This window comes from Pisciglobus halotolerans (assembly GCF_900113675.1).
GTDB lineage: Bacteria > Bacillota > Bacilli > Lactobacillales > Carnobacteriaceae > Pisciglobus > Pisciglobus halotolerans.
Genome location: NZ_FOQE01000004.1, coordinates 1 through 13,900, shown reverse-complemented (window position 1 = coordinate 13,900; position 13,900 = coordinate 1). Strand labels below are relative to the sequence as shown.

Annotated in this window: 11 protein-coding genes and 2 rRNA genes; 2 read left to right on the top strand and 11 right to left on the bottom strand. The window is 39.3% G+C overall.

Features of this window, described 5'->3' with window-relative positions:
- The first annotated feature begins 88 nt into the window (after positions 1–88).
- On the top strand, positions 89–1,024 hold the full coding sequence (locus tag BM057_RS02155) for an NADP-dependent oxidoreductase (protein WP_092091206.1): 936 nt from the start codon (positions 89–91) through the stop codon (positions 1,022–1,024).
- Between the two features lie 289 nt (positions 1,025–1,313).
- A complete protein-coding gene (locus BM057_RS02150; protein WP_092091204.1) occupies positions 1,314–2,441 on the top strand; it encodes an ABC transporter ATP-binding protein in 1,128 nt (375 codons plus the stop codon).
- Between the two features lie 184 nt (positions 2,442–2,625).
- On the opposite strand, the gene BM057_RS02145 is transcribed toward BM057_RS02150, so the two are convergent.
- The 11 genes from BM057_RS02145 to BM057_RS02095 form a co-directional block, all read right to left on the bottom strand.
- Positions 2,626–3,180 (bottom strand): hypothetical protein, encoded by a 555-nt coding sequence (locus BM057_RS02145; protein WP_092091202.1) that lies wholly within the window; start codon positions 3,178–3,180, stop codon positions 2,626–2,628.
- A gap of 190 nt (positions 3,181–3,370) precedes the next feature.
- A complete protein-coding gene (locus BM057_RS02140) occupies positions 3,371–4,000 on the bottom strand; it encodes a YczE/YyaS/YitT family protein (protein ID WP_092091200.1) in 630 nt (209 codons plus the stop codon).
- Positions 4,001–4,363: 363 nt separating this feature from the next.
- Complete coding sequence (pbp4, locus tag BM057_RS02135) at positions 4,364–6,391, bottom strand: penicillin-binding protein PBP4(5) (RefSeq protein ID WP_092091199.1); 2,028 nt, start codon at positions 6,389–6,391, stop codon at positions 4,364–4,366.
- Between the two features lie 141 nt (positions 6,392–6,532).
- Positions 6,533–8,056, bottom strand: coding sequence for a gluconokinase (locus tag BM057_RS02130; protein ID WP_092091197.1), 1,524 nt, complete (start codon positions 8,054–8,056; stop codon positions 6,533–6,535).
- Between the two features lie 18 nt (positions 8,057–8,074).
- Positions 8,075–8,974, bottom strand: coding sequence for a phosphogluconate dehydrogenase (NAD(+)-dependent, decarboxylating) (gnd, locus tag BM057_RS02125; RefSeq protein WP_092091195.1), 900 nt, complete (start codon positions 8,972–8,974; stop codon positions 8,075–8,077).
- A gap of 131 nt (positions 8,975–9,105) precedes the next feature.
- Positions 9,106–10,431, bottom strand: a complete 1,326-nt coding sequence (locus tag BM057_RS02120) for a 6-phospho-alpha-glucosidase (protein WP_047393267.1) — start codon at positions 10,429–10,431, stop codon at positions 9,106–9,108.
- A gap of 21 nt (positions 10,432–10,452) precedes the next feature.
- Positions 10,453–12,054 carry a PTS transporter subunit EIIC gene (locus tag BM057_RS02115; protein ID WP_092091191.1) on the bottom strand — a complete coding sequence of 534 codons (1,602 nt, stop codon included), beginning with the start codon at positions 12,052–12,054 and terminating at the stop codon, positions 10,453–10,455.
- Positions 12,055–12,182: 128 nt separating this feature from the next.
- Positions 12,183–12,947: a MurR/RpiR family transcriptional regulator gene (locus tag BM057_RS02110; protein ID WP_245741774.1), complete on the bottom strand. Its 765-nt coding sequence runs from the start codon at positions 12,945–12,947 to the stop codon at positions 12,183–12,185.
- A 32-nt stretch (positions 12,948–12,979) separates the two neighbouring features.
- Positions 12,980–13,492 carry a methylated-DNA--[protein]-cysteine S-methyltransferase gene (locus BM057_RS12025; RefSeq protein ID WP_092091189.1) on the bottom strand — a complete coding sequence of 171 codons (513 nt, stop codon included), beginning with the start codon at positions 13,490–13,492 and terminating at the stop codon, positions 12,980–12,982.
- Positions 13,493–13,590: 98 nt separating this feature from the next.
- A 5S ribosomal RNA gene (gene rrf, locus BM057_RS02100) occupies positions 13,591–13,706 on the bottom strand.
- A gap of 86 nt (positions 13,707–13,792) precedes the next feature.
- Positions 13,793–13,900, bottom strand: a 23S ribosomal RNA gene (locus tag BM057_RS02095); the annotation flags it as partial.

Here is a 13,900-nt window from a genome sequence, read left to right as displayed (position 1 = left end):
TTCAAATCGTTTTTAATTTTGTTATTCTAATCATAGTATGAGACAACAAACAATTGTTTCATCAGATCAACGAAAGAAGGAATAAGAAATGAAAGCTATAGTGATTGAACAATATGGTTCTGCTGATCAACTGAAAGAAAAAGACATGCCTCTTCCTGAATTGAAAGATCATCAAGTTTTAGTAGAATTGCATGCTACTTCTATCAATCCAGTTGATTGGAAAGTACGCGAAGGATACTTGGCAAGTATGCTGCCATTTACATTTCCAGCTATTCTCGGTTGGGACGCTGCCGGTATTATAAGGAAAATAGGAAAAGGCGTTCATGATTTTCAAGTAGGCGACAAAGTTTTTGCTAGACCTGCGACAAATAATCGCGGAACTTATGCTGAATTTGCAGCAATTGATGAACACCTTTTAGCAAAAATGCCGAATAACACTACTTTTGAAGAAGCAGCCGCAATTCCTCTTGCCGGTGAAACAGCATGGGTTGCATTAGTTGAAAAAGCAAATATCAAAAAAGGCGATCGCGTTTTGATTCATGCGGGCTCAGGCGGTGTAGGAAGCTTAGCCATTCAAATCGCCAAAAGCTTTGGTGCTTATGTTGCTACTACTGCCAGTGAAAAAAACCGCGATTTTCTTAAGTCTTTAGGGGCCGATCAATTCATTGACTATACCTCACAAGATTTTGAATCATTGCTGTCAGACTATGATATCGTCTTTGATACTATAGGAGGCGAAGTCCAAGAAAAAAGCTTCAATGTCCTGAAGGCAGGCGGCATGCTTGTATCCATCGTTTCTCCTATAGATGAACAGCAAGCAGCAGAAAAAGATGTTAAAACTGGTTATTTCTTTTTGGAACCTAATGGGCAGCGCTTGAAAAAGTTAGCTGATTTAATGGAGAAAGATCTATTGAAAGCAGTGGTTGGCGAGACTTATCCATTGACTCAAGAAGGCTTGCGCACAGCCCACAAACAGAGTGAAACACACCATGCCAAAGGCAAGATCGTCATTAAAATCAAGTAATCCGCCGATAAATCCAATACGCTCTTTTTAGTTTGCAAAAAAAGCAAGCCGGTTCTCTGCTGGATCTGTAAGAGAATGGTTTGCTTATTTTGCGTCTTTGATTTTCTTACTTCTTATCATAGCCAACCGCTGAATCCGTTTATCGTTGACAACTATTGATCGACTTTTAGGCAACTTGCACAAAAATGAGGCAGGATTTTTATGCACTCTTCTATTTGAAAAAGTGAGCGTTTACATTATACTGGTTTTATGGATGAATGATCACTTAGTTATAAAGGAGAAGATACTTATGGTAGAAATGGCTTTAAAAGATATTTATAAACGTTATGACAATGCTGAAAACTATTCTGTAACTGACTTTAATTTAAACATCAAAGACCGCGAATTTATCGTTTTTGTTGGTCCTTCTGGTTGCGGGAAATCAACCACTCTTCGTATGATCGCTGGATTGGAAGAAATCACAGAAGGCGAATTATGGATCGGCGACACAATGATGAACGATGTGGCACCAAAAGATCGCGACATTGCGATGGTTTTCCAAAACTACGCACTATATCCACATATGACCGTGTTTGATAATATGGCATTTGGTTTGAAACTGCGTAAATATAAAAAAGATGCCATCAAACAACGGGTTGAAGAAGCTGCTGATATCTTAGGATTAACTGAATACTTAGACCGTAAACCAGCTGCTCTTTCTGGTGGGCAGCGTCAACGGGTTGCTTTAGGCCGTGCCATCGTTCGTGACGCAAAAGTGTTCCTAATGGACGAACCTTTGTCAAACTTAGATGCTAAGTTGCGGGTTGCGATGCGTGCCGAAATCGCAAAACTGCACCGTCGCTTGAACACAACTACGATCTATGTTACTCATGACCAAACAGAAGCAATGACGATGGCGGATCGGATCGTTATCATGAAAGATGGTTTCATTCAACAAATCGGTTCACCAAAAGAAGTTTATGATACGCCAAACAATGTGTTCGTTGCCGGATTTATCGGTTCTCCAGCCATGAACTTGTTTGAAGTGACATTAGAAGGCGATCGGATCACGAATGGACAAGGTCTAAACATTAAGATCCCAGAAGTCAAAGCAAAATTATTACAAAGCCGCGGCTACAACGGTAAAAGAATCGTCTTTGGTATTCGTCCAGAAGATATCCACGCTGAGCAAGTTGTTCTGGATGCTATGCCAAATAGCATTGTTAAATCAGAAGTTGTGGTTTCAGAATTGCTGGGTGCTGAAACGATGTTGTATACAAAAGTTGGCGATACAGAGTTTATCGCTAAAGTAGACGCTCGTGATTACCACAAACCAGGTGATGTAGCTGAATTAGCATTTGACATGAATAAAGGACACTTCTTCGATCTAGAAACGCAAGAAGTAATCCGCCAAGACACAGCTGTTCCAGCAAAATAATACTTTCAAACAATAATACTTTAGCCCCCTTTCCTATAGAGAGGGGGCTTTTCTTATAGAAATAAAGCAAATAAATATTGCGCGATCATAGATGGTATTAGAGAGTCGGCGAGTAGATGAGTTGCTTCATAAAAAAACGCCCCCCCAAAAAGTTATATGTTTGGTCTAACTTCTGGGGGGAGGCTCAGTTTAATCTTTTTTGTGTTTCACGATAATAGGGCTGCAAGTACTCGAAACCGGTCAGAATCTCATTGACCAAATCATTCGGATCGTCAAAACGCTTGATCTTTGGAATATCAACTTTGACCAGTACTTTTCGGATAGTTCCATTTTTAATCTTTTCTTCCAGCTCCTGTTTGTTTGCTTCACCACTAGAGATATTTTGAGTTAGGTCTGCTCCTCGAAGTGCATAATAAACAGGATCTTCGAGTGGAACAGCTAGTACTTGGTTTTGAAGTCGAGGGGATTGGTCTGTCGCATAACGTTCAACAAAACTCAACTCAACCGACAAACCGGCTTCTCCCTTTTCATCCAACAAGCGGATAGCAAATGTTGGTTCATGTTTAGCAGCATGGTGGAAAAAGAAATAGCAAAAAAATAAAGGTGTGCCCATTTGCGCTTGATTCATCCAACTGCTCACCCTTTGCGGCTCCATTTGTTCAAAATGTGCAGCGACCAGCTTGGCGATTTGTTGGAAAGCTGTCCGAGCTTTTCTTCCCTTTTCTTTAAACTGTTCCATTTCCTCAGCTTGTTCCCCAGCTTTTTCAGGCGCTTGATAATTTTTTCATCGAAAAGGCAAATAACTCTCCAAAGCTCCATAATCAGTAGATTTCAATTGATTACTCCTAAGCATCTTTGTCTCTAATCTCTCAAAAGAAGGAATACTTGCATTTGACATTGACTAAACGCTTCAATCTGAATAAAATTTTTTATTCAGGCACGTCCTGCTTTAAAAATTTAACAGAAATAATATCTTTAAAGAAGCCAATGAAAGGTCCGACAAGAAAAGCCATGACGATCGTTCCTATTCCTACTGTACTGCCAAATAAGAAACCAAGGACGACGCATAAAACATCAGTAGTTATCCTCAAAACTCTGAAAGAAATTTTATTGTGTGTTTGTTCCACAAGGACAGGCGCTAACGCATCATAAGGCGCTATACCTAAGTCTGCGGACATATACATTCCTGCTCCTGCACTGATTAAAACCAATGCTACACCCATTAATAGCAAACGTTGTGGCATAGAAAAATCTTCGCCTAAATATTGGATGATCAATTGAGCAAAAAAGTCTGAAATAAAGCCTACACCAAACATATTGACTACTGTTCCAATACTAATATATTTCTTGTTCGCAAAAAATATAAAAAATAACAGGATAATGTTTGTAATAGCTTGGATCAAGCCAAAAGAAACTCCAAAATATTCGCTAAAACCTATGTTTAGTGTTGTAAAAGCATCCGCGCCTAAATCTGCCAAGCGCATAAAAGAGACGGCCAAACCGATCAAAACGATCCCCACTAACATAAGCCCTACTCTTTTACCTTTATTTTTTGTCATGACAATTCCCCTTTCCAGCCTACAGTTAACACACTTTTATCTTCACTTCGTTGAACTTTTCACTTAAGCAAACAGCTGACGATCAATCCGTTAAAAATGCATCTATTGATGTTTACATCATTCTTATGAAGGCCATGACAAGCTGAACAAATTATAACACATTCGTTTTATCGGCTCTATCATTTCTAATAGGTATACCAAAATAAACTTCTTTTAGAAAAAGTGAACTTGTCAGCTCGTTGCTTATTCTTTAAACATGAAATAGCAGCAAACGATTAAAAAGACGAAAAGTTCTTCTTAGAGAAGCGTCTTTTCGTCTTTTTTGAGAATTATTCCCTGTTTACAATACTTGCAAAAATATGATTATTTGATCAATGTGTCTATTTTAGCTAGCAAAGGCTTCATTGTATCCACTACCTTACCGCTAGACGTATCTTCCATCATGGCTACCATCATGTAGCGGCTGCTTTCAGCATCAAACGTTAGTAAAAAGCCGTTCGTTTCTTTTTCGCCGTTTTCTTTTTCAACTGTTTCAGCAGTCCCTGTCTTAGCTGCCATCGGTAAGTTCAAATCAGCTAGTTTATGCGCTGATCCATGCTCATTTTCAACGACTTGAATCAGATCCTTTTTCACGGTCGCCACAGCATCCGCTGTTACTGCTTGTTTCGGCTCAGCTGTTTCTTGGTCATCTGTCAATTTCGGATAAACCAACTTACCATCATTCGCAAATACAGAATACATCGCAGCTTGTTGGATCGGTGAGATCAACAGTTGTCCTTGACCAAAACCTGTATCGGCCAATAAGGCTTCTGAGGCTAATTTGCCATCATTAGAGATCTGTGCCGGTTTCATTGCCATTGGTAGCTTCAAATCTTCACCGAAGATAAACTTGTCCAAGCCAGCAAGGAATGTTTTTTCTCCCATCTTCAAGGCTTCTTTTGCAAAGAAAATATTATCGGAATAGACATAAGCTTGTTCTAAGTTGACACTTGGCACATCAGCTACACGAGTGACAAAATAATTGCCCCAAGAGGCATCTTTTTGCCATTTCAACCCATTCACTTTTGATGTATCTTCCGGTTTGGTTGTGCCGGCATCTAAGCCAATTGCGCCCGTAATGGTTTTAAAGGTTGAACCTGGTGCATATCTAGCGGTATAACGAGTTAAGAATGGGCTGTCTGAATCATCAGCATAAGCTTGGTAGTCTTCTGAGCTGATGCCTGCTGTCATTTGATTGACGTCATAAGAAGGTGAGCTGACCAACGCTAATAAGTCGCCATCGGAAGGATTCGTAAAGACAACTGAACCTTTTTGTCCATTCAATTGATCAAAAGCCGCTTGTTGCAAGTCTGCATCGATCGTGAGAGTGATATCTTTTCCATCTTCCATGCGATTTTCTTGCAGTACTTCTTTTTCATTGCCTTCGCTGTCTTTAATGGCGATTTTACCACCTTTTTTGCCACGCAGCTGCTTGTCAAAAGCTTTTTCCAAGCCCACTTTTCCAATCACATCTCCTGTTGAAAGTGTCGGGTCTTTTTCAATATCTTCTGCAGAAACTTCACCAACATAGCCAGTGAGATGAGCTGCGGCTTCGTTCAATGGATACGTCCGTGCTGTCGTTTCTTGATACACTATCCCTTTCAGTTCTGGTCTATCTTCACTTTCGCTGATCGTCGCAAATGGCACAAAGCTGTCTTCCGTTACCCAGTCGGCAGAAAGTACTTTTTCCAACTGCTCAGCCGTCACGCCAAAAGCTTCAGCAGCGGCTGACAAGTTTTTCTTTCGCTCTTCACCTTCGCCTAACGCAACTGGATACAAGCCTACTTGCCAAGCTTTCCCTTCCGTAGCTAATGGTTTTCCATCTTTCGCCAACAGCTCACCGCGGTTGCCTTTTGTTGTTGAGACGGCAACTTTGTCATCTGCTGCCATTCCAGGGAAAATCAAGGCAGTATTCCAATCTAATTGATAGCTGTCTTCGCCTTTTTCCAAAGTTGTTTTATATGTTTGCTTTTTCAACTGACCTAAAGACGTGACCATATCGACTGTATAAGATACTTGATAGTTTCCTGCATCTGTCCCTTTTTCTTTTTTTATATCCGAAACTTTGATGTTAGAAGCACCGATTCCTCCATAAATGTTCTCATAGCGCTCTATCATCTGTTCTTTCGTATAGCCGATTTTTTCTAGAGAAGCGGTTGTCACCATCTTGCTCATAGCAGAATAATCTTGCTTTTCCAGTGCCTGAGTGTAATCTTCAACCGCTTTTTGGGCTAACTTTTCATCGTGCTGCTTTGACCAAAAGACATAGCCTAGTCCCCCTGCAGCAATCAAAACGACTACTAATGCGATGATTCCCCAAGTAGGAAAGGTTCTTTTTTGATTTTGCCTCATGATTTTCATTCCCTTCATTTTTAGCTGCTTTTATTGTTTTATTTTAATGGATGTGAAACTGATGCTACAATACCACAAACTTGCACAATAAAAAAGCACTGAGGTTCTTTTTCAGTGCTTCGTGCTATTCGCTTGTTTCCTTTATAAAAGATGGCGGTCAGTCGACTGTTGCAGCTCAACCAATTCTTGGTAGTACTCAGCAAATTGCCGGCTCAACTTTTGGTATAAGGGAAAAGTTTGTCGATAAACCTCACTATCACGAGCATTCGGCTGATACGTTCGTCTTGAGCCAACCATCTCTTTAACGGCATCAATGCTTTCAATGAAACCAATACTCTTCAATCCCAACACAGCTGCACCCAAACAAGAACTTTCATAACTTTCCGGCAAAGTAATGTCTTGCTGAAAAACGTCCGTCAACATTTGCCGCCAAACAGCTGACTGTGAAAAGCCGCCCGTCGCCAAGATCTTTTCCGGCTTTCCAGCTAATGATAAGATTTCAGTCAAAACATCATACACATTATAGCAAATCCCTTCTAGAACCGCGCGCAGAAAATGCTGAGATTCATGCATCATATGAATACCAAAAAACGAACCGCGCGCATCTGCATCCCATAAAGGTGCTCGCTCGCCATTTAAGTACGGATGAAACAATAACCCATTTGAACCAGCTGGCACAGTCGCAATCCGTTTCATAACAGCTTCATAACTTTCTGCTTCGCCTTTTTCAGCAAATCGTTTTCGTGCCCAATCGAGCACGACTCCACCATTGTTCACAGCGCCACCGACCACCCAGTGTTTTTCGTCTAACACGTAGCAAAATGTTCGTCCTTCTAAGTCGATGTACGGTTGGTCTGTGACCATTCTTACTGCACCGCTTGTACCGATCGTAACAGCTGCTGCACCCGGATCAACAGCACCTACGCCGAGGTTAGATAAGCAGCCATCATTACCGCCTAATACAAAGGGCGTATCTGTTCGTAAGCCAAGTTCAGCTGCCATTTCTTCTGACAAGCCACTTACTTTATCAGTAGGGCTCACTGCTTTTGAAAGCTGTTCGCTTGTGATACCTGCTTTTGCCATTGCCAGCTTATCCCAAGCCAATTTGTGGATATTGAACAAACCTGTACTAGACGCAACTGAGTAATCCACCTTATATTGACCAAATAATTGATAAAAAACATATTCTTTTACACCAATAAACTTATCCGTTTGAGCAAACAGCTCTGGCTGCTCTTCCTTGAACCACAAAATCTTGCATAGAGGAGACATCGGATGAAGGGGTGTCCCTGTACGATGATAAAGCTCAGCGCCGCCAAATGCTTTTAACCATTCCGCATAAGCAATAGAACGATTATCCGCCCAAGTAATACTGCGCGTCAGCGGTTGGTTTTCTTTATCCATCAAAATCAAACTATGCATCGCACTTGAAAAGCTAACACATAAAACTTGTTCCGGCTCGGATTTTGCCTGCACAACCACTTCTCGAATCGTCGAACGTACTGCTTGGTAAATATCTCCCAAATCTTGTTCAGCCAACTCCGGCCTTCCCTTGATCAAAGGATAGTATGCATACGCTGTTTCCACTACCTCACCATTTAGCCGAAACAAAACAGCTTTCGTACTCGTTGTTCCTATATCAACACCAATCACATATTGCTCCACTTCACTTGGTCCTCTCCTTTATCGATCTTTGATCACTGCATGCCCGCCAAATTCGTTCCGCAAAGCAGACACCACTTTGCCGGCATACGTATCTTCCTCTAAAGAACGATACCGCATCATCAAAGACATTGCAATCACTGGGGTCGGAACTTGCAACGCTAAGCCTGTTTCAACTGTCCATTGTCCTTCGCCCGAAGCTTGCATCACACCTTTGATCTCTTCTAAATGATGATCCTTCTCAAACGCCTCTTCTGCTAGTTCCATTAACCAGCTGCGAATAACTGAACCGTTATTCCAAACTTTGGCTACCGCTTTTGAATCAAAGTGAAAGAGACTCTTCTCAACCAGCTCAAAACCTTCTCCCATTGCTTGCATCATACCATATTCAATGCCGTTATGAATCATTTTTAAAAAATGTCCGCTGCCAGATTCCCCAGTATACAAATAGCCGTTTTTTACACAAATATCTTGAACAACAGGCTCGATCACTGAAAAAGCAGCAGCCTCACCGCCGACCATCATACAAGCCCCATTACGCGCTCCGCTCACTCCTCCAGATGTACCAAGATCCATAAAATAGATCCCTTTTTTCTTCGCTTCTTCAGCATGTCGCATAGAATCTTTGTAATTCGAATTTCCGCCGTCTACTAAAATATCTCCTTCACTCAATAAGCCGGCCAAAGTAACCAACACATTTTCCAAAGGAGCTCCTGCTGGCACCATCATCCAGATCACTCTTTGCTTCGACAAGTTTGCTGCCAACTCCTCCAAACTCCTTGCTACCTCTAACCCTTCTTCAGTCGCGATTTCGCGTGTTTCTTCCACTGCATCATAACCTATGATCCGGTGCCCATGTTCTATCATATTTAATGCCAATTGAAGCCCCATTTTCCCTAACCCAACGATTCCTATTTCCATAGAAAAAACCATCTCCTTATCTTTTCACTAAGCTACTTTCTATTGCCTTGGTTTATCCTGATTTTTTCAAAAACAAAGGCAAGAGAAGCTACTTCCTCTCTTCCCTCGCCTTTAATGATTTTTAATAGTATTTACTTCAACTCTGGCCAAAAATCTTTGTTGGCTTCAATCAAATCATCCAAAACATTTTTAGCGACTTCAGCACTTGGAATTATTTTCGACAATGTCAAAGCTTGCCATAACGTTTGGTAACTACCTGTAATGTAGGCTTCCACTACTAACTTTTCAACCGTAACTTGTTGATGCATCAACCCTTTTTCAAAAGCCGGAATTTTTCCTTGAGTCAACGGTTCTGGACCATCACTTCCAACGATACATGGAACTTCAACCATGGCATCGTCATCAAAGTTAGCAATTGCGCCATTATTTTCAACGATCATCAGCATTCTTTCGTGTGTATTAAAAGCAATCGCTCTAGCTAGATCAACAATAAATGAAGCATGACTATCTATTGTAAAGCCGCTGTTTTCTGCAGTCCCTTTTTCGATGATTTTCTTAGCAGCCGTAAATACAGTTTTTTCTCTTCCTTCCATTACTTCATTTGCACGTGTATAAGAACAATCAGAATGTTGCACTTCATAATCTGGATACAAGTAATATTTCAAATACGTGTTTGGCAGGAAACGAGGATCAATAGCCAATAAATCTTTTGCCTTTTTGTGTGTCTCTTGCCAGCTTTTGTCCATGTGCTGTGTATCTACTTCTACTTGTGTTAAGTAACCATTTTCTGCTACATAATCACGAATTTCTGATAAATATTCATGTCCCTCTTTATCTTTAACACTTGTCCACCATCCAAAGTGGTTTAACCCAAAGTAACGTACTTCTAAATCTTCAGGTTTCTTGTTAATAATTTGAGACATTCTTCTTAATGTACCTACTGGCATATCACAAATGTTCAATACTTTTGCATTAGGACGCATTCTTCTGCAAGCTTCTGCCACAATAGCTGCAGGATTCGAGTAATTGAGCATCCAACAATCAGGAGAATATTTTTCCATATAATCAATGATTTCCATCATGCCTGTAATACTGCGCATTCCATAAGCAATTCCGCCGGGTCCGCAAGTTTCTTGTCCTACTACTCCATGCTTCAATGGAATTTTTTCATCTTGTTCCCGCATAGCATATTTTCCAACCCGAATATGTGCCATACAAAAATCAACATCTGTAAAAGCTTCTTCTGGATCAGTAGTATATGAAAAGTTGATATGCGGCGCTTGTTCTTTTAATAAAATTTCAAGTGCCTCTCCTAATATGCCTTGTCTTTCGCCATCATTATCATATAGTTTTAACTGACGAATAGGAAAACGGTCTAAATTATCTAACATCATCATTACGATTCCTGGAGTAAAAGTACTTCCTCCACCTGCAATTACAATAGAAAACTCTTTCATTTTAAAAACTCCTTCTTCCATTTATTCTTCTTCACTGATTCCTAAATACTCATCTACCGACTTACGGATGCCATTCACTTGTAATCCATATACAACTTGAACATTATGGTCTTTAATAATAATGCCACTTGCTCCTGTTTCATTCTTTAAGATATTTTCATTAACCTTATCTGGTTGATTCAATGTCAATCTCAAACGTGTGTAACAATTCGTTACCGATTCGATGTTGCTTGAACCTCCTAAGGCATCTACAATAATGCCTGCCAATGAGTATTCTCCAGCTGACTCTGTTTGTGGTGCTGTTTGACCGTTCTTACTATCTTTATAGTCTTTTTTAGAATATAGTTTTGTTTCTTGTCCTTCATCTTCACGTCCAATTGTTTTTAAGTTCAATTTCGAAATTAAGAAACGAAATACCACGTAATAAATGGCAAAGAACATTAGACCAACGACAATATACATGATCCAATTGGTTTTAGCTTGCCCAAGCGGAATATTATATAATAAAAAGTCGATAAATCCATTAGGGCCAATTGCTCTAACATTCAATATGTTTAGCACGACCATGCTTAAACCGCTAAGAATAGAATGCACAACAAACAAAATAGGCGCGATAAACATAAACGAAAACTCAATTGGTTCCGTAACACCAGCAATAAAAGAGGTAACAGCTGCTGGAATCAAAATGGCTTTTGCTTTTTGTTTATTTTCTGGTTTAGCTGTTTGGTACATCGCTAAACAAGCTCCAATCAATCCAAACATTTTAGAAATACCGCGTGCATCCCAAATGACACTCTTAGAAAGCATAGAAACACTTGAATCTGCTATTTCTGCAAAATAAATATTTCTTGCACCTTCGTAGATCTGTCCACCAACTTCTTGTACTCCACCAAGAGATGTATAAAGGAATGGCGTATAAACCAAATGGTGTAACCCTGTTGGAATCAATAACCTTTCCAACATGCCGTAGAGGAAAATACCAAAGTTTCCGCTTTGGTTGATCAAAGTGCCTAAGCTGTTAATACCACTTTGGAAAAATGGCCAAATATAAGTAAAGAGAACAGCTAAAAGTACAACTACTGGAATCAATACGATGAACACAAAACGAGAACCGCCGTAAATTTGAAAAGCATTATTCAGTTCTTTTTCACAATATCTGTTGTGGATGATTGCAGTAACGATTCCTAAAATAATCCCAAGAAAAACACCCATGTCTAAGATTTGAACGCCTAGAACGACTGCTTGCCCTGTTCCTTGTAAAGAATCAGCAGAAATCAAAAGTCCTCTTAAATCCATGAATTTATTCATGGCGTTAACAAAGACCAAGTATCCTAATAATGAAGTAAATCCTGCTTCTGCTTTCTTTTTCTTTGCTAAGCCTATTGCCAATCCAACACAAAAAATGACACCTAAGTTATTTAAGATTGCTACTAATGATCCAGAAAGAATCATTCCAAAACCAGTAGTAACTGGATTATCTAAAAAGGGAACGGTTTCAATTAATCGTTGGTTTGTAAATAAATTTCCAAAAGCAATTAAAATACCTGCTATAGGCAAAATCAAAACAGGAATAAACATAGCTTTAGAAAAACGCTGCAACCCATCCATTATTTTTTCTCTCATCTTATTCTCCTCATCTCTTTTTTATCATTGCTTGTTGACAACTATTAGTTTAAATTGAAAGCCCTTTAATGTACAGATTTGAAACAACATAAAAAACGTGTTTCTCCGTATTGAAACACGTTTCATTTTTATTCCTCTATTTTTAATTTCTTTTGATCCAAAAATACTTTAAACAAGTATTCAAATAATAGTAATAGATTTGGAAAGAAAGTATTAGGTAATATATTTCTATCATCTAATTCATTATTATCTACCAACTTAAAGTTTAAGTCAGATACATTTGCTATGCGGTTAGGTTCCTCTTTTGTAAAAGAAACAGTAAAAATGCTCTGTTCATTTGCAGAGAGCAATTTATCCATCACTTGTTGAGTTTCCCCTGATTTTGAAATAACTATAAAAATCCCTATATCTTCTAAATTACTTTCTACAATACCAATAGAATCGGTTCCTGTTGCAATAATTGTCTTTTTTCCTAAAACTAGCAGCTTTTTATACAAGTATTCTGCTGCTATTGCAGAAAATCCAGTAGCATAAATAAAAATATACTTTTGCTTTAAATGCAGTATTTTTTCAACGAAAAAATCGATGTCCTTCTTTTGATTCTTTTTTAAAATATCAGATAAACTATATTTAAATATTTCTTCATCAACATTCAATGATTGATGCTCAGTTTTTTTTACTTTCGGCAGTAAATGGTAATACATATCTACAAAACCTGTATAACCTAACTTTTTGGATAAACGTATGACTGACGCTGGAGAGGTATAATTATTTTTAGCAATTTCCCTTACTCCCATTTTTAAAACCGTATCAATATTTTCTATGATGTATTCTAATATACTCGTTTCTAGCTCAGTCAAATGCTTACCAACCGTCAACTTTTTTAAATCCATCAATTCAATCTCACCAACTTTACATTTCTTGCTCATTTCTCAATAAACACATCTTCTAACATCAATAAGCGTTTCTTCATAGGTAAGCCATTGCCGTAGCCAGTTAAACGACCATCTTTGCCAATAACTCGATGACAAGGAACAATAATTGAAATAGGGTTACTTCCGATCGCCGTTCCGACTGCTCTGACAGCTTTGGGATTACCAATTGCCGTTGCGATTTCACCATACGTTTTTGTTTCTCCAAAAGGAATTTCTTTTAGTGCTTCCCAAGTACTTATTTGAAATGGTGTACCTGATACATCTAATGGCAAATCAAAAACGGTTCGTTTTCCTGTAAAGTATTCTTCTAATTGCTGCTGGAATGGCTTCAGCTTTTCTGTATTCTCTTCCAACTCAGCACCCTTTCGATGCTTTTGCACCCAGTTAACAATACCTTGGTAACCGTCCAATTCTCCTCCTACATAAACCAATCCTTTATCACTGGCAACCATAGGATAATCATTACCATCAAAGTGAACAAATGTATAATAAAGTTTTTCCATGCTTCTCACCTTCCTATAGGCATATTATAACGACAAACGAGAAACAAAAAAAGTGAGTTCGTACAGAGATCGACTCTGATGAACTCACTTTTCATTTTGCACGGCAACGTCCTAGTCTCACAAAGGGAAACCCTTCACTACCTTCGGCGCTAAGAAGCTTAACTGCTGTGTTCGGCATGGGAACAGGTGTGACCTTCCTGCCATCGTCACCGCACTTATTTGATTGAAAGCACGTTGTACTCTCAAAACTGGATCTGTCTTTTCACATTCGTTCAGTTACCGGATCGCACCGTTTAAAACTTGGTTAAGTCCTCGACCGATTAGTATTGGTCCGCTCCGTACATCACTGCACTTCCACTTCCAACCTATCTACCTGATCATCTCTCAGGGGTCTTACTCACTGACGTG